Raw genomic sequence first — 24,019 nt, 5'->3', positions numbered from 1 at the left:
CACCGCGTAGGATGGAGGCGTGAGTGCGCCGAACGACACCCCTGTGGACACGCTGTCATTCGAGGCCGCTCGCGATGAGCTCGTGAAGGTCGTCTCCGAGCTCGAACAGGGCGCTCCGACCCTCGAGCAGTCGCTCGCTCTCTGGGAGCGCGGCGAGGCCCTGGCGGCCCGCTGCGAGGAATGGCTGCTCGGCGCCAAGCGTCGCCTCGAGGCCGCCCGTGCGACGTCGACCGGTGCCGCCGACGGAGACGACTCATGAGCAAGCCCGCTCCCATCGTCGCCGAACTGGGCCGGCCGGAGACCCCCGAAGAGACGGCGGCCCGCAAGGCCGCGTCGAGCAAGGCCTATCGCTCGAGCCAGACGGTGCGCAGCCTGGTGGCCGCTCTGATCGTCACGCTGGCCATCGTCACGGTGATCGTGCTCGCAGTTCCCCGTGGCGAACCCGCGACCGCCCAGAAGATCGACGTGGTCGGCGTAGCCGCGGACGTGGAGTCCACCATGGATCGCCCGGTGATCGTGCCCGACCTGGCCGACTTCTGGAGAGTCAACACGGCCGAGCTCACGAGCGGCGCGACGACGGTCTGGGATGTCACCCTCGCCCCGTCAGCCGAGGATGAGCGCGGATTCATCAAGCTGGCACAGGCCTTCGATGCTGACGCAGCCTGGGCCCCGCAGCGCCTCAACGGAACCGCGCCGACGGACACGACGTCGATCGGCGGGCTGGAGTGGGACGTCTACGACCTCGGCGATGCCGGTGCGAAGCAGAACATCACCTATGCGATCGGCACCCAGGCGGGTGACGACTACCTGCTGCTCTACGGCTCACGCTCCGCCGACTCCACCGCCGAGCTCGCCGAGTCCCTCGTCCCCCAGATCCGCGACCTCTCGGAGTAGCCCTCATGACAGACACGCTCACGCCCGCCGCCGCCTGGAAGCAGATGCAGGAGGGCAACCAGCGATTCGTCGATGACGCCCCGCGGCACCCGAATCAGGATGTCGCCCGACGCAAGCACCTGGCTGCGGCGCAGCATCCTGTCGCCACCCTGTTCGGATGCTCCGACTCCCGGCTGGCCGCGGAGATCATCTTCGACCTGGGGCTCGGCGACCTGTTCGTCGTCCGCAATGCCGGTCAGGTGATCGGCGAGTCGATCGTCGCGAGCCTCGAGTACGCGGTCGCGGTGCTGAACGTCCCCCTGATCGTCGTGCTCGCACACGACTCGTGCGGTGCTGTGCGCGCCGCCATCGACGGCACCGCGATCGACGCGGCGCCGCTGCCGCCGCACATCTGGAAGCTCATCGCACCGATCGTGCCTGCGGCCCGGAAGGTGCTCGTCGAGAGCGGCGGGACCACGGTCGCCGAGATCGACGCCGACCTGGTCGGCCAGGAGCACCTGCGCAACACGGTCCGCGACCTGCTGCAGTCGTCCGAGGTGATCTCCCACGCCGTCGCCGAGGGTCGTCTGGGCATCGTCGGCGCCAACTACCGTCTGGCCGAGGGAACCGCGATTCCCGTCATCACGGTCGGACTCGACACAGACGGAAACGACACCGAGGGGCACAGCCCCGCAACCAAGGAGGGTTCGGAATGACCGACCAGCACAGCGGCGCAGACGCGCAGGGCTACCGCATCGAGCACGACACGATGGGCGAGGTGCGGGTTCCCGTGAGCGCGCTCTACGGCGCACAGACGCAGCGCGCCGTCGAGAACTTCCCGATCTCGGGCAAGGGCCTCGAATCCACGCAGATCGCCGCCCTCGCGCGCATCAAGAAGGCCGCCGCGCTCGCGAACAAGGAGCTGGGCACGCTCGATGGGGCGATCGCGGACGCGATCGCCCAGGCCGCCGACGAGGTCGCATCCGGTGCACATGACGGCGAGTTCCCCGTCGACACCTACCAGACGGGCTCCGGCACGTCGTCGAACATGAACATGAACGAGGTGCTCGCGACGCTCGCGACGCGCATCCTCGGTGCGGATGTGCACCCGAACGACCATGTGAACGCCTCGCAGTCGTCGAACGACGTGTTCCCGACCTCGGTGCACATCGCAGTCACGCAGGCGCTCATCGACACCCTCATCCCCGCGCTCGACCACCTCGCCGTCGCCTTCGAGGCGAAGGCCGAGCTGTGGAAGGACGCGGTGAAGTCGGGTCGCACGCACCTCATGGACGCCACTCCCGTCACCCTGGGCCAGGAGTTCGGCGGCTACGCCCGTCAGATGCGCCTCGGCATCGAGCGCGTGCAGTCGGCGCTCCCCCGCGTCGCCGAGGTCCCGCTCGGCGGCACCGCCACCGGCACCGGCATCAACACGCCGCTCGGGTTCCCGCAGAAGGTCATCGAGCTGCTCGCAGCCGAGACCGAGCTTCCGATCACCGAGGCCAAGGATCACTTCGAGGCACAGGCCAACCGCGACGGTCTCGTCGAGGCGTCCGGCGCGCTGCGCACGATCGCCGTCTCGCTGACCAAGATCAACAACGACCTGCGCTGGATGGGCTCCGGCCCCAACACCGGACTCGGCGAACTGCACATCCCCGACCTGCAGCCGGGTTCCTCGATCATGCCCGGAAAGGTGAACCCGGTCGTCCCCGAGGCCGTGCTGATGGTGTGCGCACGAGTGATCGGCAACGACGCGACCGTCGCCTGGGCCGGAGCATCCGGCTCGTTCGAGCTCAACGTCGCGATCCCGGTCATGGGCACCGCCGTTCTCGAGTCGATCCGTCTGCTCGCCAACGCCTCGCGCGTGCTCGCCGACAAGACCGTCGACGGACTGCAGGCGAACCTCGACCGCGCGGCGGCTTTCGCCGGAATGAGCCCGTCGATCGTCACCCCGCTCAACAAGCTCATCGGCTACGAGGCTGCGGCGAAGATCGCCAAGCACTCGGTCGCGAAGGGCATCACGGTGCGCGACGCCGTGATCGACCTCGGCTATGTCGAGCGCGGGGACCTGACGCTCGAGCAGCTCGACGAGAAGCTCGACCTGCTGTCGATGACCCACCCGGGTTGATCACCGGATACTGACACGACGGATGCCGCAGGGACTCGTTCCCTGCGGCATCCGTCGTCTCTGCCCCCTCAGCAGCAGCGGGCTCCGGGGTCGGCATCCTGCTGGGCGTAGTGCGCCCGCCAGAACTCGCGTTCGGTGAGCGGCTCTCGCTCGGGATGCCGCTCCCGTTCGTGCGCGACGTATGCCGTGTACCGCGACTGCCCTGTCACGCCGTTCATGTACCAGGCGACGGAGTGCCAGATCCTGCGCGCCGCCTCGGCCACCGCCGCAGACATCAGTGCCCCCTCGTCGGCTGGGCGGACGAGGGCAGCGCGTTCCACTCCTTCTCGACCGCGCGCTCCTCCGGTGAGGCGATGAGTCCTGCCGGAGCGAACCGACGCGACGGCACCTCCGGGTCCTCGTGGTCGATGATCGGCCCGGGTCGCACCGCCTGGATGACCTTGACGATCGAGATCGTGATGACGATCACAGACAGCACGAGGAAAGTCACCGACAGGATGCCCTGGATCATCGTGTTGCGCACCACCGCCTCCATCGCGGCGACGCTGGTCGCCGTGCCGAACGACGTCTCGCCCGCAGCGAGCGCGTCGCGGAAGGCGACGTGATTGGCGAAGTACCCGACCTGCGGCACGCTCGAGAAGATCTTCTGCAGCGACGCCGTGACGGTGACGACCGTCACGAATGCCAACGGCAGAGCGACCACCCAGAGAACCGTGAACGTGCGCCTGCGGGCGACGATGGTGAGCACCACGGCGAGCGCGATGGCCGCCAGCAGCTGATTGGCGATGCCGAACAACGGGAACAGGGTGTTGATGCCGCCGAGAGGGTCCGTGACGCCCATGATCAGCACCGCGCCCCAGCCCGCGACCATCACCGCCGTGCAGATCCAGGCCCCGGCCCGCCACGACGTGTCCTTGAAACGGGGGATGACGTTGCCGACCGAGTCCTGCAGCATGAATCGCGCGACACGGGTGCCGGCATCCACCGCGGTCAGGATGAACAGCGCCTCGAACATGATCGCGAAGTGATACCAGAACGCCATCATCCCGGTGCCGCCGATCCACTGCTGCATGATGTGCGCGAGGCCGAGAGCGAGGGTCGGCGCACCGCCGGTGCGGGAGACGATCGACTCCTCCCCCACAGCTTCGGCCGTGCTCGTGAGCATCTCGGGGGTCAGGTTCACACCCGTCAGCCCGAGGCTGTTGACGAACTGCACGGCGCCTTCGACGGTGCCGAGGGTCGCGGCCGGCGAGGAGTTCATCGCGAAGTACAGACCACGGTCGATCGAGATCGCGGCGACGAGCGCCATGATCGCGACGAACGACTCCATGAGCATGCCGCCGTAGCCGATGAAGCGGGTCTGCTTCTCCTTCTCGATCATCTTCGGCGTGGTGCCCGACGCGATGAGCGCATGGAATCCGCTCAGCGCCCCGCAGGCGATCGTCACGAACAGGAACGGGAAGAGGGAACCCGCCCAGACCGGCCCCGTCTCCCCCGCCGCGAATTCGCTGAAGGCCGGGACAGTGATCTCCGGCCGCACGAAGAGAATCGCGACGGCGAGTGCCACGATCACGCCGATCTTCATGAACGTCGAGAGGTAGTCGCGCGGAGCGAGCAGCATCCACACCGGCAGCACCGCGGCGATGAAGCCGTAGATGATGATCCCCCACGCGATCGTCGTGCGGTCGAGGGTGAAGACCGCCTGACCCCAGTCGGTCTCGGCGACCATCCCGCCGCCGATGATCGCCGCCATCAGCAGCACGAACCCGATGAGCGACACCTCGGTGATCTTGCCTGGTCGGACCCACCGGAGGTACGCGCCCATGAACAGGGCGATCGGGATCGTCATGGCCACGGAGAACACGCCCCAGGGGCTCTCGCCGAGGGCGTTCACCACGACGAGAGCGAGGATCGCCGTGATGATGATCATGATGAGGAGTGTGGCGACGATGGCCGCCGTGCCGCCGAATCGACCGAGCTCGTCGCGGGCCATCTGGCCGAGAGAGCGCCCGCCCCGGCGCATCGAGAAGAACATCACGAGGTAGTCCTGCACGGCACCCGCCAGGACGACTCCGACGATGATCCAGATCGTGCCCGGCAGGTAGCCCATCTGCGCGGCGAGCACGGGTCCCACGAGAGGGCCGGCACCCGCGATCGCGGCGAAGTGGTGACCGAACAGCACCCGACGGTCGGTCGCGACGTAGTCCTTGCCGTCCGCCTTGTACTCGGCGGGTGTCGCGCGTCGGTCGTTCGGCTTGACGAGGTTGCGCTCGATGAACTTCGAGTAGAAACGGTAGAAGACGAGATAGGTGCAGACCGCCGCGAACACGAACCAGATCGCGTTCACCGTCTCGCCTCTGACGATGGCGAGCATCGTCCAGGCGACACCGCCCAGTAGCGCGATCGCCGCCCAGAGGACGATCTTCAGCGGTGTCCAGCGCGGCTTCTCATCGACAGCCACCGGGGGAAGCGAGTGGTCTTCGACAGTCTTCGTTGTGTCACTCATGGCGCATCACTCCATCGTCTGCGTTCGGTGCCACGAGCGTAATCCGACGACCACGCCGACGGAAGCGAATCGCCGACGCATCCGCCGGAACATGCGACAGCGGATGCCGTGACACCACGGCATCCGCTGTCGGACCACTCAGGTCAGCTGAGTTCGCCCCCTTCGAGAAGCTCGGTCACCAGGGCGGCGATCGCGGAGCGCTCGGACCGCATCAGCGTCACGTGGGCGAACAGGTCATGCCCCTTGAGCGTCTCGATCACGCTGGCGATGCCGTCATGACGGCCGACACGGAGGTTGTCGCGCTGGCCGACGTCGTGGGTCAGGATCACGCGCGAGTTCTGCCCCATGCGGCTGAGGACGGTCAGCAGCACGTTGCGCTCGAGCGACTGCGCCTCGTCGACGATCACGAACGCGTCGTGCAGCGACCGACCGCGGATGTGCGTGAGCGGGAGCACCTCGAGAATGCCCCGTTCGACGACCTCCTCCATGACGTTGCCTGACACGACCGAACCGAGCGTGTCGAACACCGCCTGCCCCCACGGGCCCATCTTCTCGCCCTGATCGCCGGGCAGGTAGCCGAGCTCCTGGCCTCCGACGGCGAACAGCGGGCGGAAGACGATGATCTTCTTCTGCTGCTGTCGTTCGAGCACCGCCTCGAGGCCGGCGCAGAGAGCCAGGGCGGACTTTCCGGTGCCCGCGCGCCCGCCCAGCGAGACGATGCCGATGTCCGGGTCGGTGAGCAGGTCGATCGCGATCCGCTGCTCGGCGGACCGCCCGTGCATGCCGAAGATGTCGCGGTCGCCGCGGACGAGCTTGTACTCGCCGTCTCCCGTGATCCTGCCGAGTGCGGAACCGCGCTCGGAGTGGATGATGAGCCCGGTGTTCACCGGCAGGCCCCTCGCATCTTCGCTGATGCCCACCTCGCTCTCGTAGAGATCGCTGATCTCGTCACCGGACAGGTCGAGCGTGGTGATTCCGGTCCATCCCGAATCGACGGCCTGCTCGGCGAGGTACTCCTCGGCACGCAGACCGAGCGAGGCCGCCTTGACGCGCATCGGGAGGTCCTTCGAGACGATCGTGACGTCCTGACCGTCCTGCGCGAGGTTCATCGCGACCGAGAGGATGCGGGTGTCGTTGTCGCTCAGCCGGATGCCGGCCGGGAGCACCGAGGAGTCCGTGTTGGCCAGCTCGACCCGAAGCGTGCCGCCCTCGCCGACCTCGACGGGGAAGTCCAGCCGTCCGTGCTCGACGCGAAGGTCATCGAGGTGGCGAAGCGCCTGACGGGCGAAGTATCCGATCTCCGGGTCGTGCCGCTTGCCTTCGAGTTCGGTGATGACCACCACCGGAAGGACGACCGAGTGCTCGGCGAACCGGAAGAACGCCTGCGGATCGCTCAGCAGGACGGACGTGTCGAGCACATAGGTCCGAAGATCCTGATCAGGACCCTCCGCCCCCGCTCGCATCGTCGTCTTACGGGTGGACTGCTGCGCGGTGCTGGTGGACTGCTGCGCTGTACGTGAGGTCACGACCCACTCCCGACCCGGGGAACTCCCGGTTATTCGAACGAGTCGACCAGGGGGTCACGAGTCGTCATCCTGAGGCCGACCCGACGGGCACCTTGCCCGATGCCTAGAAGCTACGACCAGCCGCCGACATTTGACGAACTCGACACGCCACGAGTTCGTTACGTGTTGGTTAACGCGGGGTGGCGTCGTCGGCGAGGTCAGCGGCCGAAGCGCCGGTCACGGTCGGCGAAGTCGCGGATCGCGCGGAGGAAGTCGACCTGTCGCAGGTCCGGCCCGAGCGCCTCCACGAAGTAGAACTCGCTGTGGGCGCTCTGCCAGAGCAGGAAGTCGCTCAGACGCTGCTCGCCGCTCGTGCGGATGACGAGATCGGGGTCCGGCTGGCCGCCGGTGTACAGATGCTCCCCGATCATCTCGGGGGTCAGATGAGCGGCGAGGTCCTCGATCGTGCCGCCGGACGCCTGATGCGCCGTGACGATGCTGCGCACCGCATCGACGATCTCGTTGCGTCCGCCGTAGCCGACCGCGAGGTTGACGTGGAGGCCGGTGTGGTCGCGCGTGCGCTCCTGTGCGTCGTCCAGCACCTTCGCGAGCTCCGCGGGAAGGATGTCCGAGCGTCCGACGTGCTTCACACGCCAATTGCCCTCGCGCGACAGTGCCTCGGCGAGCTCGGCGATGATCTCGATCAGATCGGCGAGCTCGGCGGAGTCGCGCTTTCGCAGGTTGTCGCTGGACAGGAGATACAGCGACACGACCCGAACCCCGAGTTCGTCGCACCAGCCGAGGAACTCGCGCATCTTGGCGGCACCCGCCCTGTGTCCCTCCGCGGGAGTCTCGTAGCCGAGCTGCCTGGCCCAGCGCCGATTGCCGTCGATCATCATGGCGACGTGATGGGGAACGGTCGCCGGATCGAGATGGCGGCGCAGCCGGCTGGTGTAGAGGCGGTACAGCGGCCCCCGCCCCTGACCATCGCGTGTCATCACCTCCCTACGCTATCGCGTCGGCGTCGGCGGACCCAGGGCCGACGCTCAGGATATGTACGCTCGCCTGCATGGGCGCCCGCATAGAGTGAAGGCGTGAGCACTCCCGACTCCTCGGTACCTGACGTCCCCCAGCTGCCCCTCCTGGAGGAGGCGGCGCACGACGCCGCCGTCGAGATCAAGCCGACCTGGCGCGGCTGGATCCACGCGGCCACGTTCCCCGTCGCGATCGTCGCCGGGGTGGTGCTGATCACCGTCGCGCAGGGCGGCGCGGCCAAGTGGGCCGCCGCCGTGTTCATGGCCACCTCGCTGCTGCTCTTCGGCAACTCCGCTCTCTATCACCGGATCGACTGGAGCCCGAAGGTCAAGGTGATCCTCAAGCGGATCGACCACGCGAACATCCTGCTGCTGATCGCCGGCACCTATACGCCGCTCGCCGTGCTCGCTCTGCCCCCTCAGAAGGGCGCCCTGCTGCTCGTGTTCGTGTGGAGCGGGGCGCTTCTCGGCATCCTGTTCCGGGTGTTCTGGATCAATGCTCCGCGGTGGCTGTACGTCGCCCTCTACCTGCTTCTGGGCTGGGCTGCGGTGATGTACCTCGCCGACCTCTTCGTCGCGAACGCCACGATGATGGTGCTCGTCATCGTCGGAGGGCTCCTCTATACGGGCGGCGCGGTCGTCTACGCGATCAAGAAGCCCAACCCGTGGCCCGGCCATTTCGGGTTCCACGAGATCTTCCACGTATGCACGGTGCTCGCTTTCCTGTGCCACTGGGTCGCGTGTCTGCTCATCGCCCTCGCACCGCTGTCCCCGTCACTCGGGGCCTGACCCGCCGAAGGCTCGGTCAGCGCTTCTCGGGGTCGTCGTCGCCCTCGCGCACGATCGGCAGGTCGGCATCCGTCTCGGTCGCCTCGTCAGCCGCCCGCGCGGCCTCTTCGGCGTCGAGCTCATCCCTGACCTCTTCGCGGTAGCGGACCCGACGGATGCGACGGTTCATGTCGAGGATCAGCAGGATCACCGCGATCAGGATGATCACGACGGCGGCGAAGCCGACGAATCCGGGCGTGACCAGCTCCGGTGCCACCGTCATCGTGGGCGTCGGCATCGGTGTCTCGGTCAGAGCGAGCATGGAGTCTGCCTTTCATGCGCAGGTCGCATAACCTGGAGTTACCAGCCTAACGACCGGAAGACCCACCCCGTGACGACCGCACAACAGCTCGATGACCGCTACGGTCGCACCCGCTCCCGCCGGGGGCCATGGATCGTCCTGATCGCCATCGCGGCACTTCTCGTCGGAGCGTTCGGCTGGATGATCGTCGCGGCGCAGATGAACGCGGTCGACTCCGACGATCTCGGCTTCGATCTGGTGGATGAGCACAGCGTCACCGTGCGCTTCCAGATCACCGGGGTGCAGGGCAAGGACGTGGCCTGCATCGTCGAGGCGCTGGACGAGGAGTTCGGGGTCGTCGGCTGGAAGGTCGTCGAGATCCCCGCCGGAGATGCCCATTCGCAGGCGCTCTCTGCCACGGTTCCCACCGTCTCGAGCGCCACGACAGGTTTGGTGAACAGCTGCTGGGTCGCTTAGACTCGAGCCAGACAGATGACGCCCTGGCACCGTGCCGGGGCGTCTTGGCATATCCCCCGCGGAACGTCGCCGGGTACCTAACGAAGGAGCTTCGTCATGTCTACTGACGCTCAGGTTCCCTTCCTCACGCAGGAAGCGTATGACCGGCTCGTCGCCGAGCTCGAGCACCTCTCCACCACCGGTCGCGAAGAGATCGCCAAGCGCATCGAAGCGGCACGCGAAGAGGGCGACCTCAAGGAGAACGGCGGTTACCACGCCGCCAAAGACGAGCAGGGCAAGCAGGAGGCGCGGATCCGCACCCTCGAGAACCTTCTCAAGACCGCCAAGGTCGGCGAGGCGCCCGCGAGCCGCGGCATCGTCGAGCCCGGCACGGTCGTGACGGCCGTGGTCGCCGGTGGCGAAGAGGTCTTCCTCCTCGGCAGCCGTGAGATCGCCGTGGGCAGCGACCTCGACGTGTACAGCGAGGCCAGCCCGCTCGGACAGGCGATCCTCGGACTCAAGGTCGGCGAGAAGTCCTCGTACGAGGCGCCGAACGGCCGCGCGATCTCGGTCGAGATCGTGAACGTCGAGACCTACACCGGCTGACGCGCTCCGATCACGCGCGCGTTCCGCGACGACAGAAGGCCCCGTCCGAATGGACGGGGCCTTCTGTCGTCGCGGGTCAGTCCGGAACGATCATCGGCTGGAAGCCGGCACGACGGAGGGTGTCGAGGGTGTGCTCGGAATGCTCGGTGCCCCGCGTCTCGACGCTGAGCTCGAGGAAGACCTCGCTGATCTGCAGCCCGTGCCCGTGACGGGTGTGCATCGCCTCGATCACGTTGGCGCCGGCCTCCGCGATCAGCTCGGACACCCGCGCCAGCTGACCGGGACGGTCGGGCAGCGGGATGCGGATCGTCAGGTACCGGCCGGATGCCGCCAGACCGTGAGAGACCACGCGCTGCAGCAGCAGCGGGTCGATGTTGCCACCGGAGACCACGGCCATGGTCTTGCCGCTGGCCTTCACCTTGCCGGCGAGGATCGCGGCGACTCCGACGGCACCCGCCGGCTCCGCGATCACCTTGGACTGCTCGAGCAGCACGAGGATGGCGCGTGCGAGGTCGTCGTCCGTCACCGTGACGACCTCGTCGACGAGGTCCTTGATGATCTCGAACGGGATGGCGCCGGGGCGCGCGACCAGGATGCCGTCGGCGATCGTGGGCTTCGTCTCGATGTCGACCGGGTATCCCGCTTCGAGCGAGGGAAGCATCGCCGCGGCGTTCTCGGCCTGGACGCCGATGATGCGGACGGTGCGGCCCATCTCGGCGGCCTTCGCCTTCACCGCGGCGGCGACACCGGCGATCAGGCCTCCCCCGCCGATCCCCAGCACGATCGTGTCGACGTCCGGAGCATCCTCGAGCAGCTCGAGCCCGAGCGTGCCCTGGCCGATGACGACATCGCGGTGGTCGAACGGATGGATGATCACCGCTCCCGTGCGCTCGGCGAACTCGGCGGCGAGCCGCAGCGACGTCGCGACCGTCTCTCCCTCGAGCACGACCTCGGCGCCGTAGCTCCTGGTCGCCAGCAGCTTGGGCACCGGGATGCCGATCGGCACGAAGATGGTCGCCGGGATTCCGAGGGTCTGCGCCGCGAGGGCGACGCCCTGCGCGTGATTGCCGGCGGAGGCCGCGACCACGCCGCGCGCGCGCTCTTCGGCACTCAGCTGGGAGAGGCGATATGCGGATCCCCGGATCTTGAAGGACCCCGTTCGCTGCAGGTTCTCCATCTTGAGTACGACCGGCGCTCCGAGGACATCCGACAGAGCGCGCGAAGGCAACGTCGGCGTCCGCGTGATCACCTCAGCCAGACTCTGAGCTGCCTTCTCGAACTCGTCCAGGCTGGGGACTGCGCTCATCGATTCCTCCGTCTCCGCTCGCGCGGAACTGTGCTCCAGATTAGGTCTGCGTTCGGGACGTCGCCGGTCTTCCACGACCCCGTGCTGACGGTCACCGCTGCGACGTTGACGAACGCTGCGAGAGGCACCGCGAACAGCGCTCCGGGGATGCCGCCGACCATCGAGCCGCCGGCGACCACGAGCACGACCGCGAGCGGGTGCACCTTCACCGCGGAGCCCATCAGGATCGGCTGCAGGATGTGCCCCTCGAGCTGCTGCACGCCGAGCACGACGGCCAGCATCGCCAGAGCGATCCACGGCCCGTTGTAGACGAGGGCCAGCAGGACCGCGATCGCGCCGGTCACGACCGCACCGACGATCGGCACGAAGGATCCGAGGAAGACGAGCACGGCGACCGGTATCGCCAGCGGGACGCCGAGCAGAGCGGCACCCACGCCGATGCCGACCGCGTCGATCGCGGCCACCAGCAGCTGCGTGCGGGCGTAGTTGACGATCGTCGCGAAGCCGTTGCTCGCGGCTGCGTCGGCGGCCGGTCGCGCCGCGCGCGGGAACAGGCGCAGCGTCCAGCGCCAGATCCCCCGACCGTCGGCGAGCAGGCAGATCAGGATGAACAGTGAGAGGACCGCTCCGGTCACCACATGCGCGGCGGTCGTGCCGACCGCGAGAGCCCCGTTGAGGAGCGTCTGCGTCTGCTCGTTGATGATGCCGAGGCCCTGATCGATGTAGTCCTGGATCTGCGTCTCACTCAGGTGCAGCGGTCCGTTGAGAAGGAACTGCCGGAACTCCTCGATCGCCTGGGAACTCCGCGCCTGCACGTCGGGCAGCTGGGCGCGGACCTGCCAGATGACGAGCCAGAGCAGCAGGGAGACGATCGCGAGCGTGCCGATGATCGACAGCGCCACTGCCAGCCAGCGCGGGAACCGGTGGCGCAGCATCCACTGGAATCCCGGCCACAGCAGAGCCGTGATGAGGATGCCGACCATGAGCGGGATCACGAGGAGCTTCAGCTCGATCACGAGCCAGATGAATCCGGCCACCACCGCTGCGATCAGCAGGATGCGCCAGGAATATGCGGCCGTGATGCGGAGTCCTCGCGGGACGGCTTCATCGGCCTCGGTGGTCACCGTGCGATCCGGCGAGACCGGGCGCGGACGGAAGAGGTCTCTCAGCCGTGGACGCAGCTCTTCGCTCATCGCCCAAGTCTACGGCGCGGGCGCCGCGCGTCCGGACGTACGAGGCCCGGATGTCGGCGCTCGGAGATACCCTGACGAGGTGACCGAGACCCTCAGCTCCGCCCAGGCCCGTCGCATCGCGCTGGCCGCGCAGGGCTTCTCCCGCGCACGCCCCGCATCGGTGTCGGCCCGGCACATCCACCGGGTGATGGATCGGCTGGGCGTGCTGCAGATCGACTCGGTCAACGTGTTCGCGAGGTCGCACTACATGCCGCTGTTCTCGCGTCTGGGAGCCTACGATCCGGCGCTGTTCGATCGGGTGTTCCACTCCCGGACCACCCACTACGTCGAGTACATGGCTCATGAGGCGACGTTCATCCCCATCGAGGATTGGCCGCTGTGGCGATTCCGGATGGATCACTTCCGCGCTCGATGGGCGGCGGCCGACTCGTGGATGAGCCTGAACACGCGGACGCTGCGCTGGGTGCAGGACGAGCTCAGGGCGCGGGGCCCACTGCGACCGGCGGATCTCCGAGAAGATGCGCCCCGCGAGCGCGGCACATGGTGGGACTGGGATGACGTCAAGCTCGCGCTCGAGCATCTGTGGCGCACCGGGGACGTCGCGATCAGCGGTCGGAAGGGCTTCGAGCGCAACTACGCTCTTGCCGAGCAGGTGATCCCCGACGCCATCCTGTCGCGCCACGTGCCGCGGGACGATGCGATCCGCGAGCTCACACGTCGGGCGGCGCGCTCGTCGGGAGTCGCGACGCAGTCGGATCTCGCCGACTACCACCGCATCCGCGATCGCGCGGCGGTCTCGCAGTCGATCGCCGATCTGGTCGACACGGGCGAGCTGCTCCCGGTGTCGGTGCGGGGCTGGGACCGCGGTGGGCGCCCGCTCCCGAGCTGGCGACATCGGGATGCCGTGCTGCCGCGCCGCATCGACGCGTCAGCGCTGCTGACACCGTTCGATCCCGTCGTCTGGTTCCGCGACAGAGCGCTGCGCGCCTTCGAGCTCGACTACAGGATCGAGATCTACGTCCCCGCCGACAAGCGGCGATACGGCTACTACTCGCTGCCCGTGCTCGTCGGCGACCGGATCGTGGCCCGCGTCGATCTGAAGGCCGACCGCGCGACGTCGACGCTTCAGGTGCAGTCGGCCTGGTGGGAGCCTCAGGCCAGGCCTGACGCCGACGCTGAGCGGATCGCCGCAGAGCTGGCGCTCGCAGCGGAATGGCAGGGCCTCGCGCATGTCTCGGTCTCGCGGTGGGGCACCGCGGCAGAGGCTCTTCACGCCGCACTCTCGGTTCGCCCGGACACGTCCGTGCGTCGCCATGTGCACGCGAGAGAGGTGCCCTCGTGAATCGCCGCAGGGCATGGGCGATCGGCGGCGTCGGTGCCGCTCTCGTCGTCGTGGTGACGGCATCATGGCTGTGGCTGTCATCCGGCGATGTGTCCCCTGCTGCCGGTCCCCCGGCGACGAGCAGCGCACCGACGCCTGAGATCGATGTGCGCACGACCGCACAGCGGGCGCTGGACGACCACCTCGAGGAGTGCACGTCTGCGGAGGTCTCCGATGACGCCGTTCCCGACGGATGCGGGATCAGGATCCCCTGGGGCACCGAGTTCGCCTCGGTCGACGACGTCCGGTTCCGCATAGAGCAGCTGCCGGTCCTGGAGCTCACGGACGGTGGATTCGCCGCCGACGGGGGCGTCCTCGTCGCCACCGTGTCGGGCACAGGTCAGGACGGCAGTCCGAGGACCGAGACGTATCGCACGGACTCCTGGACGCTCCGCGGTGGCGTGACCGTCGAGGGTGACGTTGTGGAGCTCGACGTCTGGTGAGCGTCGCTCAGGCCCCGCGATCGACTCGCCACAGGCGGCCGGACATGCAGAAGGCCCGATGCGCTGGTGCGCATCGGGCCTTCTGACACATCAGAACTGCACGCGTGGCGGCTCCGAGATCGCGCCGCTGTCGGCGACCTCGAAGAACTCGCGCTCGGTGAATCCGAGTCCCTTGGCGAAGAGATTGTTGGGGAAGACCTTGATCTTGGTGTTCAGCTCGCGGACCCCGCCGTTGTAGAAGCGGCGCGCAGCCTGGATCTTGTCCTCGGTGTCGACGAGGGCCTGCTGCACCTGAAGGAAGTTCTGGCTCGCCTGCAGCTGCGGATAGGCCTCGGCGACCGCGAACAGGCTGCGGAGCGCCTGCTGCAGATGACCTTCGGCGATGCCCGCCTCGCCGGGGCTGCCGGCAGACAGCGTCTCCGCTCGCGCACGCGTGACGTTCTCGAACACCGCCTTCTCGTGCGAGGCGTAGCCCTTCACCGTCTCGATGAGGTTGGGTATCAGATCCGCTCTGCGCTTCAGCTGAACCGTGATGCCGCTCCAGGCCTCGTCGACGCGGACGTTGAGCTGCACCAGCGAGTTGTAGGTCGCCCAGAGGTAGATTCCGATGAGCAGAATCACACCGACGACGATCAGTACCGGCACGAGCCATTCCATCAGAGGCCCACCCTTCCTCGTGTTTGTCTCATCCTATCGGCGCAGCCTGCGCGTCGACTGGGTGTGCGACGGTCAGCTGCAGCCCCGTCATGCGCCGAGAACGCGATCCAGGTATCGGTTCGTGAATCGGCGATCCGGGTCGAGCCGGTCGCGCACGGCGGTGAAGTCGTCGAACCGCGGATAGCGCTCTCGCAGCTGCTCCGCGGTCAGCGTGTGCAGCTTGCCCCAGTGGGGGCGTCCGCCGTGCTCGAGCATGATCTGCTCCACGGCCTCGAAGTACACCGACGGATCGGCGCGCCAGTAGCGGTGGACCGCGATGTACCCCGTGGCCCTGCCGTACGCCGTCGACAGCCACCTGTCGTCGCCCGCCGCGAAGCGCACCTCGATCGGGAATTCGATGCGCCATCCTCGTCGCTCGATGAGCTCGCGCACAGCGCGGAAGGCCGGCACGACGTTCTCGACGGGCAGCGCGTACTCCATCTCGCGGAACCGCACCGTGCGGCTCTGTGTCAGGACGCGGTGCGACAGCTCGGTGTAGCGCCGGTCGCCCGTGAGCTTCACCGCGAGCCTGTTGAACGGCGGAGTGATGACGGGTGCCACCTGCCCGGCGGCGCATACCGCCCGGTATACGCCGTTCGAGAGCAGGGTCTCATCGATCCAGCGCCCTACGACGGGGAGAGGCTGCCGCCGAGTCGACTCCGGCAGTCTGGTCTGTCTCTTCGTCAGAGCGATGTCCGTGTGCGGGAACCAGTAGAACTCGAAGTGGTCCGATTCCTCGACCCGACTGTGCAGGGTCTCGAGAACGTCGTCGAGAGGCGCCGGCTCGTCGACTGCCTCCATGAGGAGGTTCGGCACGCACTGCAGCGTGATGTCGACCAGGATCCCGAGCGCGCCGAGCCCCAGTGTGACCGCGGGCAGCAGATCGGTGTTCTGCCTCTCGTCCACTCTCAGGAACTCGCCGGCTGCGGTCACCATGGTCGCCGCGACGACCTGTGTGGCGAGTCCCCCGAACCCGGACCCGGTGCCATGCGTCCCGGTCGAGATCGCGCCGGAGATGGACTGACGGTCGATGTCGCCGAGGTTCTCCATGGCGAGACCGAACGGCGCAAGCAGTGAGGGGATGCGGTGCAGCCGGGTTCCCGCGAGCAGGGTCGCGCGGCCGGTGGACGCGTCGGCCGATACGAGTCCTTGCATGTCGTCGAGTTCCAGGAGCACCCCGGGGGCGACGGCGATGCCCGTGAAGCTGTGCCCCGCTCCGACCGCCTTCACGGTGAGCCCTTGCGTCACAGCCGCCCGGACGGCGCGCTGCACGCCTTCCGGCGTGCGCGGGCGCTCGACGCGGAGCGGCTTCACCTGCGCCGACCGCCCCCAGTTCTGCCAGGTTCCGCCGATCCGGGTCACAGGAACGCCTTCCCCTCGCCGCGATACGTGGGAAGCTCGTCGACGATCTCGTCGCCGGAGACGAGCTGGTAGCTGTCGATGCGCTCGGCAGGCTCGCCGCTCTTCGCGTGGCGGAACCAGACCCGATCGCCCACTCCGAGGTGCTGGGCCTCTCGCCCCTGCAGCGGTGTCTGCACCTCGCCCGCGGCCTCGCGCGACAGAGTGCGCAGTCCCTGCGGCCAGACGGGCGACGGCTGTCGCGACGTCACGGCGGGGCCCGAGGCGATCCATCCGCCACCGAGCACGGTCGCGATGTCGGCGGCCGGCCGCCGCACCACGTCGAACGCGAACGCCGACGCCGGTGCCGGGCGAAAGGATCGGTACCCGTCGAAGAGGTGCCCTCCGAGCAGTCCGCTGCCGGCACTCGCCTCGGTCAGCGATTCGTCGCTGCCGGTGAACTCGAGGGAGCCGGTCCCTCCGCCGTTGAGGAACTCGAGAGGGGCGATCTCCGAGAGTGCGCCGACGATCGCGGCTCGTCGGTCTCGCAGCTCTGACCGGGAGCGCGCCTGCATCAGACGGATCACCGGCGCGTCCGGTCCCGCGTTGTCGCCCTGCCCGGCGATCTGGGCCTCGTACATCTGCAGGCCGACGAGCGTGAAGCCGGGGCGGCGGACGATCGTACGAGCGAAGGCCGCCACCTCTCCCGGAGTGAACAGCGCGGACCTGCGGACGCCGATATGACCGAGCGCCGCCGATCGCAGTGAGGCGTCCGCGTCGATCGCGACACGGATGTCGGGGCGATGGCCGGCAGGCGCGACGCTGTCGACGATGTCGAGATGCGCCGGGTCGTCGACCATGAGCGTGATGCGCCGCACCGCCTCTTCTGATTCGAAGAGCTGCGCGAGTCCCGCGCGATCGACCGTCGGGTAGCCGATCACGATGTCGTCATGGGTCTCGGCGAGCCAGAGCGCTTCGGCGAGGGTGAACGCGAGAATCCCCCGGTAGCCGGGAAGCTGCAGCACCGCGTCGAGCACCGAGCGCACGCGCACCGACTTCGAGGCGACGCGGATCGGCAGTCCGCCCGCACGGACCAGCAGATCCAGGGCGTTGTGCCGGAGCGCTTCTCTGTCGATCACCGCCACGGGAGCAGAGAGGTGGCCGGTCGCCGCAGACAGGCGCGGCCAGTACCGTGACGGGTCGTGCCACTCGGGGGAGACTGCGTTTCGTCCCTGATCGGGGCTCATATCGGCGATGAGGTCGAGCACTCCCCCACCCTATGTCCAGCGCGGACGCGGATTCATGCTTTCTGAGATCGAGTCGCAGCGCAGTCGTACGGCCACGTCCGGAATCCCGGTACTTTAGCCGCAATGCTCGTAATGAACATCCACGGTCGCCGTCTCTATCACTGAGGCCGTCATTCGTGGCGGCTCACCGGCCGTGCCCGGCCGGTTGCCGGGGGGTAGCGATGCTGTCTCAGCAGCATCACAGGGAGACGGGCGCTGGGACGCCCGTCTCCCTTCGCCCTGTCCGTGCGGGATGCGGCGCCGGAGCGGCCGATATACCCGTGTAATCTGAGCCAGTCACATGGAGCCCCCGTAGCCCAATGGCAGAGGCAGGCGACTTAAAATCGCTTCAGTCTGGGTTCGAGTCCCAGCGGGGGCACAGCGCGCTTCTCAGCCATCCGCGCGTCCATCTGCCGCGCCGCGGGTCTGTCCGTTCGCGGATGCCGACCCGCGCGCCTCACGGATTCGGCGCAGGACCAGCACACCGACGGCGATCGCCAGCGCTGAATACACGGCGTAGTCGAGATACCCGAGCAGGTGCTCGAGCTGCTCGTGCTGGGTTCCCAGCAGGGCACCCACCCCGATGAGCAGAGTGTTCCACAGGCCGCTGCCCACGATGGTGTAGACGCTGAATCGCGCCAGGTTCATCCGCGTGGCACCCGCAGGGATCGAGATCAGGCTGCGGACTCCGGGGACCATCCGCCCCACGAGCACCGTCCACCCTCCGCTTCGCTGGAACCAGGCCACTCCCCGGTCCAGATCGCCGCGGCTGACCAGCTTGGTGGCCGCGAGAAGCCGCACGGCCCGCTCGATGCCGATGGCCGCCCCGAGCCAGTAGAGCAGGAGCGCCCCGATCCATGAGGCGAGGGTGCTCCACACGATCAGCCAGCCGAGCGTGAGGTCGCCGCTCTGACTCAGGTAGCCGGCGAACGGGAGAATCACCTCGCTCGGAATGGGCGGGACGAGCACCTCGAGGAACACCAGCACGCCCACCCCGATGTCGCCGAGCTGGGTGAGGACGTCGGCGGCGAACCCGGTGAGGCCGGAGAATCCGTGATCCGACGGCGATGACTCGGCGGCCGCCATGATCGCGCCGCTCATCGGCCGAACAGATCGCCGATTCCGGGGATGCCCAGGTCGCCGAGCCGCTGACCCCATTCGCTCGCGGCGTCGCCGAGGCCCGAGACGGTCTCACCGGCCGATCCGAGAACACCCTCAGCGGCTCCCGCGAGCTCCTCGCCGCCGAGTCCGCTCGCGATCGCCTCGACGTCGACACCCTGCGCGAGCGCGTCGAAGTCGACACCGAGCCCGGCCGCCTGCTCGAGAAGGGGGGCGGCGACGGCACTGCCGACGGCGCCGACCGCCACGATGCCCAACGCGCCCACGGCGGCGCCGCCGACGGCACCGGCAGTGCCGAACCCGCGCACCCGCGACAGGATGCCGCGCATGCGTCCGGGGTGCGCCGCCTCGGAGCGCCCGGCCGCACGTGCGAGATCCTCCGGCGAGGACGAGGTCGGGCGTTCGCCGGGCGCGAGCTCCGTGTTCATGCGCTCCTGCACCTGCGCGCGCTGCGCCGGCGTCAGCCGCGCGAACGCCTCGCGATGGATCTGCTCGATGCGGTGCGGATCGGCGGTCTCGAGCAGGTAGTCGTACCGTGCGATCGCGGCCCGGTCGGCATCCGACCCCGATCCAGCTGCACGGGAGGCGGAGGCGGCACCGGCAGGAGGCGGAGAGTACGGGTCACGCGACGTCCGGTGCACCGGCGGAGGAGAGTATCGATCATTCTCCGGGTGACGCCGTCCGGGCGCGGGAGGCGTCTGCCCCCGCGAGCCGTCGCGATCCGTGCGGGATCCGCTCTCGTCGAGATCGAGGGCGCGAGCGGCCATCCCGAGCAGTCGGTTGAGTTTTCCCATGGTGACGATTCCTTCGTGGTGTGGACGACCACGGGTCTCGACAGCGGTGCGGTGAGGGGTCCTTGGCCGTCCGCGGATACGGACGCCAGGTCTCCTCCACCCTCACGGGCCGGTGGGCCGGGACACGACCTCGTATCCGTAATGACGACACCACCGCAGACGGGAGTACTCCCCTTGCGCTGCCGACGGTAGCAAGCGCGCCTATGAACGGGGTGCGAGACACGCCCCGTCGGCGGAGACGACGAACGCCCCGACTCCGGAGGAATCGGGGCGTTCGAGGAGAGGACTACTTGGCGGCAGCCGTCTCGGCGGTCTTCTTGGCGGCCGGCTTCTTGGCACCGGTCTTCTGGCCGGCGGGCTTCTCGTCAGCAGCCTTGTCGACGGCGGTCGCCTGCGCGGCCGGAGCCGTGACGGCGGGAGCCGGCGCATCGGCGGCCGGACGCGGGCGAGCGGCGAACTCCTCGAAGACATAGCGCGGGTTCTGGACCGTCTCGAGGTTCACCAGGTCGCGACCGAGCCACAGGTTGTTCCACCAGCCCCACACCACGCGGAACTTGCGCTCCCACGTGGGCATTGCGAGGCCGTGGTATCCACGGTGGGCGACCCAGGCGACGAACCCCTTGAGGGCGATCTTGCCGGACTGGAAGACACCGTTGTAGAGCCCGAGGCCCGCGACGGCGCCGAGGTTCTTGTGGAAGTACTCCTTCGGGTCCTCGCCACGCAGCACGGCGACGATGTTCTTCGCGAGGAGCTTCGCCTGACGGACGGCGTGCTGGGCGTTCGGCACGCAGAAGCCGCCGACGCCACCACCGGACAGGTCGGGGACGGCAGAGACGTCACCGGCGGCCCAGGCCCCGGGAACGAAGGCCTCGGGGGTGCCGACACGGAGGTCTGCACGGGTCTGGATGCGGCCGCGCTCCTCGATCGGGAGGTCGCCACCGCGCACCACCGTCGGGTTCGCCATGACACCGGCGGTCCAGACGATCAGATCGGTGGGGATGACCTCACCCGTCGACAGCTCGACGTTGCCGTCGACCGCGCTGGTGAGCTGCGTGTCGAGGTGCACGTTGGCGCCACGCTTCGCGAGGTCCTTGAGCACCCACTCGCTCGTCTGCAGCGAGACCTCGGGCATGATGCGCCCCATCGCCTCGATCAGGTGGAAGTGGGTGTCGTCGAAGGTCAGCTGCGGGTACTTGCTGACCAGCGACGAGGCGAGCGAGCGCAGCTCGGCGAACACCTCGATGCCGGCGAAGCCACCGCCGACGACGACGACGGAGAGCAGGCGATCACGCGCGGGGCCCGCAGGCAGCGACGCCGCCTTGTCGAAGTTCGACATCAGGCGGTCACGGATAGCGACGGCCTCCTCGATCGTCTTCAGGCCGATCGCGTTGTCTGCGATGCCCGGGATCGGGAAGGTGCGCGAGACGGCACCCGCGGTCACCACGATCTGGTCGTACGCGAACTCGTACGGCTCGCCCACGGGAGGCGTGATCGTCGCGACCTTCTCGGCGTGGTTGATTCCGGTCACCTTGGCGGTGAGCACGTTCGTGCGCTTGAGGTGACGACGGTGGGCGACCACCGAGTGTCGGGCTTCGATCGAGCCGGCGGCCACCTCGGGGAGGAACGGCTGGTACGTCATGTACGGCAGCGGGTCGACCATGGTGACGTCTGCTTCACCCTTGCGAAGGTGCTTCTCCAGCTTCCACGCCGTGTAGAAGCCTGCATAGCCTCCACCGACGATCAGAATCTTGGGCACAGTGCTGTTCTGAGGCACAGGGGGACAACTCCTCGGGAGTCAGGAATGTGGCGTGCGTGCGCGCGCCGATCGGATGCGCCGGGCAGCTGCGGTGACGCCAAGCGCTATCAGGATACCAGGGACTGTGAGCGCGATGAGCGGCAGGGTACCGTAGCGCAGCGATTCAGCGCTGGGAAGCAGCGGTGAACCGGCTTCTGTCGGCGCGTCCGCATCCGGCAGAGGCGGCACCTCGACCGGCGCGGCGGTGGGTTCCGGCTGCGGGACCGTCTCCGCCCGACGGAACAGGCGGACCCACTCGGCGAGGTCTCCCATGGGGTTCTCGGAGACCTTGGGCACGTCCCCGCTGATCGCCGCCTCGGCATCCACCAGACCGTAGCCGTAGAGGGGGTCGGGCGGATCCGCCATGCCGGGGACCTCGATCGCCGTCTTGATGATGCGGTTGATGACGTTGGCGGCATCGAGCTCGGGATGCGCGGACCGGACGAGGGCCGCGATGCCCGCGACGATGGGCGCCGCACCGCTGGTGCCGCTCCAGGGCACGACCGTGCCGTCCGCCGAGACACCTCGCAGGCCCTCGCTGGGTGCCGCGATGCCGATGGTGATCCCCTGCGTCGAGGCCTCGATGCTCGCCGTGCCCGTCTGATCGACTCCGCCGACCGTGAGCACGCCGGGGATCGTCGCGGGGGCGCCGATGATGTCGGTGCCGCTCCCCCGATTGCCCGCCGCGACCACGACCACGACGTCGTTCTCGAAGGCGTAGAGGAACGCGTCGTCCCAACTCTTGTCCCAGTCCAGCGTGTTCGTGGTGAACGAGAGGTTGATGATGTCCGCCCCGTGATCGACCGCCCAGCGCATCGCCTTCGCCACCTGCTCGGTGAACGGCACGGCGGCAGCTGCACCGAACCCCACGGAGATCGAGAGCAGGTCGGCTTCGGGGGCGACGCCGATCATGCCCTTGCCGTCGGCCGCGCCGCGCCCGGCGGCGAGGGATGCGACCCACGAGCCGTGATTGCCGTCGATGGCACCCACCGGGGTGCGCCCGTCGGGTGTCCCGGTGCCGGACACGTCCGTGCCGCCGACGACGGCCCCGTCGAACACTCCCGGGACCTTGGCGATCCCGGTGTCGATGACGGCGATGGTCACTCCGTCGCCGCGTGTGGTCTGCCAGGCGTCTCGGATCCCGGCGCCATCGAGCCAGTATTCGGCGGCGCGCACCGGATCGGCAGGATCATCGGGCACCGGCGGCGGCGTCGCCGCTGCGCCGAGGAGCAGGACGGATGCCACGATCGTCGCCACCGCGACGCCGTTGCGCAGCATCCGCGTCGGCCTCATTCGGTCGACGCCTCGACGTCGCGTAGTGCCGCGCCCGGGGCGTCGCACCGGCACTTCTCGGGAGACCACGTCGAACGCTCGAGCGCCACGTCGCCGATCGGGTTCACGCCGGGGCCGGCCGCGAGAGCGTGACCGGCCAGAGCGTGCAGGCACTTGACGCGCGTGGGCATGCCGCCCGCCGAGATGCCGTCGATCTCAGTGACCTCGCCGAACTGCGCACGATCGGCGAGGTAGGCCTCGTGCGCCGCGAGGTAGGCCGCCGCGACCCCGTCGTCCTCGGAGAGGAGCGCCGCGAGCTCCGGCATGACCTGCGTGGCCTCGAGAGTCGACATGGCCGCAGTCGCGGCAGGGTGGGTGAGGTAGTAGAAGGTGGGGAACGGCGTTCCGTCCGGCAGCCTCGGCGTGGTGGCGACGACCGTGGGGTTGCCGCAGACGCAACGGGCTGCGATGCCGACGACGCCGCGAGCAGTTCTCCCCAACTGGGCCGACACCACGGCGAGTTCGGCGGTCGTGGGGGCGGGGAATGGCGGCGTGGTCACCCGACCAGCGTACGGGAGCCGACCGGGAGGATGCTCGGAGCACACGCCCCGTGCGGCGGCGGCGCAGGTCAGCGGGCGACTGCGGCCGTGTCGCTGAGTCCGGCGGACGTCAGAGTGCGCAGGAGCTGCGGCATCCAGTCGGAGGGCGTCTCCTCGAGCGTGTCGCTGACCGGGCCCTGCTGCTGCGGAAGCGCGGCGGGGTCGAGGTCGTTGTCGATCAGGTACACGACCTCGCCGGGCTTGACGTAATACAGGCGCTCACGCGCCTGGGTGGTGATGTACGCCGGGTCGTTCCAGCGTTCACGCTCTTTCTCGAGCGCGGCGATCTGGTCTTCGGAGACCTGGATCGACTGCTCCAGAGCCGAGATCTTCTGCCTCTGATCGATGAAGGTGCCGAGGGTCGGCACCAGCACCCATGCGCCGAGGACCACGAGAGACAGCATGATGACCGAGAAGGCCGACAGGCGGATGCCGGAGGCCCACTCGCGCACATCGACCCTGCGGTCCTGCGCGCCTCTGCTCGCCGCACCCCGGGGCGTCCGGCCCGCGGTGCGCTGTGCGGGCGACGGCGGCGCTGAGGCGGGCCGGGTCGCCCCCGGAGACGCCGAAGGAGGAGCCGGTCGTCGTGCCACGGCTCCTCCTCCGTTCGAGCCGCTCAG

At 68.5% G+C, this 24,019-nt stretch carries 25 protein-coding genes and 1 tRNA gene; 10 read left to right on the top strand and 16 right to left on the bottom strand.

Annotation, left to right across the window (positions count from 1 at the left end):
- Positions 1-19: 19 nt before the first annotated feature.
- The 4 genes from ACIPV5_RS07885 to ACIPV5_RS07870 are packed head-to-tail and all read left to right on the top strand — an operon-like array spanning position 20 to position 3,001.
- Entirely contained in the window at positions 20-259 is a 240-nt protein-coding gene (locus ACIPV5_RS07885; RefSeq protein WP_053095525.1) for an exodeoxyribonuclease VII small subunit, read from the top strand.
- On the top strand, positions 256-894 hold the full coding sequence (locus ACIPV5_RS07880; RefSeq protein WP_053095524.1) for a DUF4245 family protein: 639 nt from the start codon (positions 256-258) through the stop codon (positions 892-894). Before ACIPV5_RS07885 ends, ACIPV5_RS07880 begins: the two co-directional genes overlap by 4 nt.
- A gap of 5 nt (positions 895-899) precedes the next feature.
- A complete protein-coding gene (locus ACIPV5_RS07875) occupies positions 900-1,589 on the top strand; it encodes a carbonic anhydrase (RefSeq protein WP_053095523.1) in 690 nt (229 codons plus the stop codon).
- Positions 1,586-3,001 carry a class II fumarate hydratase gene (locus tag ACIPV5_RS07870; RefSeq protein WP_400340641.1) on the top strand — a complete coding sequence of 472 codons (1,416 nt, stop codon included), beginning with the start codon at positions 1,586-1,588 and terminating at the stop codon, positions 2,999-3,001. The genes ACIPV5_RS07875 and ACIPV5_RS07870 overlap by 4 nt, the downstream gene beginning before the upstream one ends.
- A 68-nt stretch (positions 3,002-3,069) precedes the next feature.
- On the opposite strand, the gene ACIPV5_RS07865 is transcribed toward ACIPV5_RS07870, so the two are convergent.
- The 4 genes from ACIPV5_RS07865 to ACIPV5_RS07850 all read right to left on the bottom strand — a co-directional run bounded on the left by ACIPV5_RS07865 (position 3,070) and on the right by ACIPV5_RS07850 (position 8,010).
- Positions 3,070-3,276: a YbdD/YjiX family protein gene (locus tag ACIPV5_RS07865; RefSeq protein ID WP_053095521.1), complete on the bottom strand. Its 207-nt coding sequence runs from the start codon at positions 3,274-3,276 to the stop codon at positions 3,070-3,072.
- Positions 3,276-5,507: a carbon starvation CstA family protein gene (locus ACIPV5_RS07860; protein WP_400340640.1), complete on the bottom strand. Its 2,232-nt coding sequence runs from the start codon at positions 5,505-5,507 to the stop codon at positions 3,276-3,278. Before ACIPV5_RS07860 ends, ACIPV5_RS07865 begins: the two co-directional genes overlap by 1 nt.
- Positions 5,508-5,650: 143 nt before the next feature.
- Positions 5,651-6,970: a PhoH family protein gene (locus ACIPV5_RS07855; protein WP_053095519.1), complete on the bottom strand. Its 1,320-nt coding sequence runs from the start codon at positions 6,968-6,970 to the stop codon at positions 5,651-5,653.
- A 260-nt stretch (positions 6,971-7,230) separates the two neighbouring features.
- Positions 7,231-8,010, bottom strand: coding sequence for an isoprenyl transferase (locus ACIPV5_RS07850; RefSeq protein ID WP_053095518.1), 780 nt, complete (start codon positions 8,008-8,010; stop codon positions 7,231-7,233).
- A 96-nt stretch (positions 8,011-8,106) separates the two neighbouring features.
- Here ACIPV5_RS07850 and ACIPV5_RS07845 point away from each other — a divergent pair, with 96 nt between their 5' ends.
- A complete protein-coding gene (locus ACIPV5_RS07845) occupies positions 8,107-8,835 on the top strand; it encodes a hemolysin III family protein (protein WP_072590976.1) in 729 nt (242 codons plus the stop codon).
- Between the two features lie 16 nt (positions 8,836-8,851).
- On the opposite strand, the gene ACIPV5_RS07840 is transcribed toward ACIPV5_RS07845, so the two are convergent.
- Entirely contained in the window at positions 8,852-9,136 is a 285-nt protein-coding gene (locus ACIPV5_RS07840) for a hypothetical protein (RefSeq protein WP_053095516.1), read from the bottom strand.
- Between the two features lie 69 nt (positions 9,137-9,205).
- Here ACIPV5_RS07840 and ACIPV5_RS07835 point away from each other — a divergent pair, with 69 nt between their 5' ends.
- Positions 9,206-9,592 (top strand): DUF4307 domain-containing protein, encoded by a 387-nt coding sequence (locus tag ACIPV5_RS07835; protein WP_053095515.1) that lies wholly within the window; start codon positions 9,206-9,208, stop codon positions 9,590-9,592.
- A 96-nt stretch (positions 9,593-9,688) separates the two neighbouring features.
- Positions 9,689-10,177, top strand: coding sequence for a transcription elongation factor GreA (greA, locus tag ACIPV5_RS07830; protein WP_053095514.1), 489 nt, complete (start codon positions 9,689-9,691; stop codon positions 10,175-10,177).
- Positions 10,178-10,253: 76 nt separating this feature from the next.
- Here the strand turns inward: greA and ilvA are convergent, their stop codons facing one another.
- Together ilvA and ACIPV5_RS07820 are read right to left on the bottom strand one after the other, a co-directional pair.
- Positions 10,254-11,483: a threonine ammonia-lyase gene (gene ilvA, locus ACIPV5_RS07825; RefSeq protein WP_053095513.1), complete on the bottom strand. Its 1,230-nt coding sequence runs from the start codon at positions 11,481-11,483 to the stop codon at positions 10,254-10,256.
- A complete protein-coding gene (locus ACIPV5_RS07820) occupies positions 11,480-12,676 on the bottom strand; it encodes an AI-2E family transporter (protein ID WP_082297766.1) in 1,197 nt (398 codons plus the stop codon). The genes ilvA and ACIPV5_RS07820 overlap by 4 nt, the downstream gene beginning before the upstream one ends.
- A 79-nt stretch (positions 12,677-12,755) precedes the next feature.
- Here ACIPV5_RS07820 and ACIPV5_RS07815 point away from each other — a divergent pair, with 79 nt between their 5' ends.
- Complete coding sequence (locus ACIPV5_RS07815; RefSeq protein WP_400340638.1) at positions 12,756-14,018, top strand: winged helix-turn-helix domain-containing protein; 1,263 nt, start codon at positions 12,756-12,758, stop codon at positions 14,016-14,018.
- Positions 14,015-14,500, top strand: a complete 486-nt coding sequence (locus ACIPV5_RS07810; protein ID WP_400340637.1) for a hypothetical protein — start codon at positions 14,015-14,017, stop codon at positions 14,498-14,500. The genes ACIPV5_RS07815 and ACIPV5_RS07810 overlap by 4 nt, the downstream gene beginning before the upstream one ends.
- 90 nt (positions 14,501-14,590) lie before the next feature.
- Here the strand turns inward: ACIPV5_RS07810 and ACIPV5_RS07805 are convergent, their stop codons facing one another.
- The 3 genes from ACIPV5_RS07805 to ACIPV5_RS07795 form a co-directional block, all read right to left on the bottom strand.
- On the bottom strand, positions 14,591-15,157 hold the full coding sequence (locus ACIPV5_RS07805; protein WP_042542063.1) for a LemA family protein: 567 nt from the start codon (positions 15,155-15,157) through the stop codon (positions 14,591-14,593).
- Positions 15,158-15,244: 87 nt separating this feature from the next.
- Positions 15,245-16,558, bottom strand: a complete 1,314-nt coding sequence (locus tag ACIPV5_RS07800) for a D-arabinono-1,4-lactone oxidase (protein WP_400340635.1) — start codon at positions 16,556-16,558, stop codon at positions 15,245-15,247.
- A complete protein-coding gene (locus ACIPV5_RS07795; protein WP_053095509.1) occupies positions 16,555-17,802 on the bottom strand; it encodes an alanine racemase in 1,248 nt (415 codons plus the stop codon). The genes ACIPV5_RS07800 and ACIPV5_RS07795 overlap by 4 nt, the downstream gene beginning before the upstream one ends.
- Before the next feature lie 324 nt (positions 17,803-18,126).
- Between ACIPV5_RS07795 and ACIPV5_RS07790 the strand changes: the two genes are divergently transcribed.
- Positions 18,127-18,199, top strand: a tRNA-Leu gene (locus tag ACIPV5_RS07790).
- An 11-nt stretch (positions 18,200-18,210) separates the two neighbouring features.
- Here the strand turns inward: ACIPV5_RS07790 and ACIPV5_RS07785 are convergent.
- The 6 genes from ACIPV5_RS07785 to ACIPV5_RS07760 form a co-directional block, all read right to left on the bottom strand.
- On the bottom strand, positions 18,211-18,921 hold the full coding sequence (locus tag ACIPV5_RS07785) for a DedA family protein (RefSeq protein WP_056277947.1): 711 nt from the start codon (positions 18,919-18,921) through the stop codon (positions 18,211-18,213).
- Positions 18,918-19,733 (bottom strand): cation-transporting ATPase, encoded by an 816-nt coding sequence (locus tag ACIPV5_RS07780; protein WP_400340632.1) that lies wholly within the window; start codon positions 19,731-19,733, stop codon positions 18,918-18,920. Before ACIPV5_RS07780 ends, ACIPV5_RS07785 begins: the two co-directional genes overlap by 4 nt.
- 286 nt (positions 19,734-20,019) lie before the next feature.
- Positions 20,020-21,489: an NAD(P)/FAD-dependent oxidoreductase gene (locus ACIPV5_RS07775; protein WP_053099042.1), complete on the bottom strand. Its 1,470-nt coding sequence runs from the start codon at positions 21,487-21,489 to the stop codon at positions 20,020-20,022.
- A gap of 39 nt (positions 21,490-21,528) precedes the next feature.
- Positions 21,529-22,821 carry a S8 family serine peptidase gene (locus tag ACIPV5_RS07770; RefSeq protein WP_400340631.1) on the bottom strand — a complete coding sequence of 431 codons (1,293 nt, stop codon included), beginning with the start codon at positions 22,819-22,821 and terminating at the stop codon, positions 21,529-21,531.
- The gene (locus tag ACIPV5_RS07765; RefSeq protein WP_400340629.1) at positions 22,818-23,360 is read right to left on the bottom strand and encodes a DUF501 domain-containing protein; all 543 of its coding nucleotides are present in this window, start codon (positions 23,358-23,360) and stop codon (positions 22,818-22,820) included. Before ACIPV5_RS07765 ends, ACIPV5_RS07770 begins: the two co-directional genes overlap by 4 nt.
- A 68-nt stretch (positions 23,361-23,428) precedes the next feature.
- A complete protein-coding gene (locus ACIPV5_RS07760) occupies positions 23,429-23,992 on the bottom strand; it encodes a septum formation initiator family protein (RefSeq protein ID WP_083569297.1) in 564 nt (187 codons plus the stop codon).
- Positions 23,993-24,019: the final 27 nt, after the last annotated feature.

Source organism: Microbacterium sp. NPDC090014 (assembly GCF_044748285.1).
Classification (GTDB): Bacteria; Actinomycetota; Actinomycetes; order Actinomycetales; family Microbacteriaceae; genus Microbacterium.
The sequence above is the reverse complement of the archived record's forward strand: the minus strand, read 5'-3'. Positions and strand labels throughout refer to the sequence as shown.

Excerpts from the sequence above, each read along its gene's own strand:
- ACIPV5_RS07840 (WP_053095516.1), bottom strand. The coding sequence starts at position 9,136 with ATGCTCGCTCTGACCGAGACACCGATGCCGACGCCCACGATGACGGTG.
- ACIPV5_RS07805 (WP_042542063.1), bottom strand. The coding sequence starts at position 15,157 with ATGGAATGGCTCGTGCCGGTACTGATCGTCGTCGGTGTGATTCTGCTC.
- ACIPV5_RS07870 (WP_400340641.1), top strand. The coding sequence starts at position 1,586 with ATGACCGACCAGCACAGCGGCGCAGACGCGCAGGGCTACCGCATCGAG.
- ACIPV5_RS07880 (WP_053095524.1), top strand. The coding sequence starts at position 256 with ATGAGCAAGCCCGCTCCCATCGTCGCCGAACTGGGCCGGCCGGAGACC.
- ACIPV5_RS07785 (WP_056277947.1), bottom strand. The coding sequence starts at position 18,921 with ATGAGCGGCGCGATCATGGCGGCCGCCGAGTCATCGCCGTCGGATCAC.
- ACIPV5_RS07770 (WP_400340631.1), bottom strand. The coding sequence starts at position 22,821 with ATGAGGCCGACGCGGATGCTGCGCAACGGCGTCGCGGTGGCGACGATC.
- greA (WP_053095514.1), top strand. The coding sequence starts at position 9,689 with ATGTCTACTGACGCTCAGGTTCCCTTCCTCACGCAGGAAGCGTATGAC.
- ACIPV5_RS07780 (WP_400340632.1), bottom strand. The coding sequence starts at position 19,733 with ATGGGAAAACTCAACCGACTGCTCGGGATGGCCGCTCGCGCCCTCGAT.
- ACIPV5_RS07865 (WP_053095521.1), bottom strand. The coding sequence starts at position 3,276 with ATGTCTGCGGCGGTGGCCGAGGCGGCGCGCAGGATCTGGCACTCCGTC.
- ACIPV5_RS07860 (WP_400340640.1), bottom strand. The coding sequence starts at position 5,507 with ATGAGTGACACAACGAAGACTGTCGAAGACCACTCGCTTCCCCCGGTG.
- ACIPV5_RS07820 (WP_082297766.1), bottom strand. The coding sequence starts at position 12,676 with ATGAGCGAAGAGCTGCGTCCACGGCTGAGAGACCTCTTCCGTCCGCGC.
- ACIPV5_RS07855 (WP_053095519.1), bottom strand. The coding sequence starts at position 6,970 with ATGCGAGCGGGGGCGGAGGGTCCTGATCAGGATCTTCGGACCTATGTG.
- ACIPV5_RS07875 (WP_053095523.1), top strand. The coding sequence starts at position 900 with ATGACAGACACGCTCACGCCCGCCGCCGCCTGGAAGCAGATGCAGGAG.
- ACIPV5_RS07850 (WP_053095518.1), bottom strand. The coding sequence starts at position 8,010 with ATGACACGCGATGGTCAGGGGCGGGGGCCGCTGTACCGCCTCTACACC.
- ilvA (WP_053095513.1), bottom strand. The coding sequence starts at position 11,483 with ATGAGCGCAGTCCCCAGCCTGGACGAGTTCGAGAAGGCAGCTCAGAGT.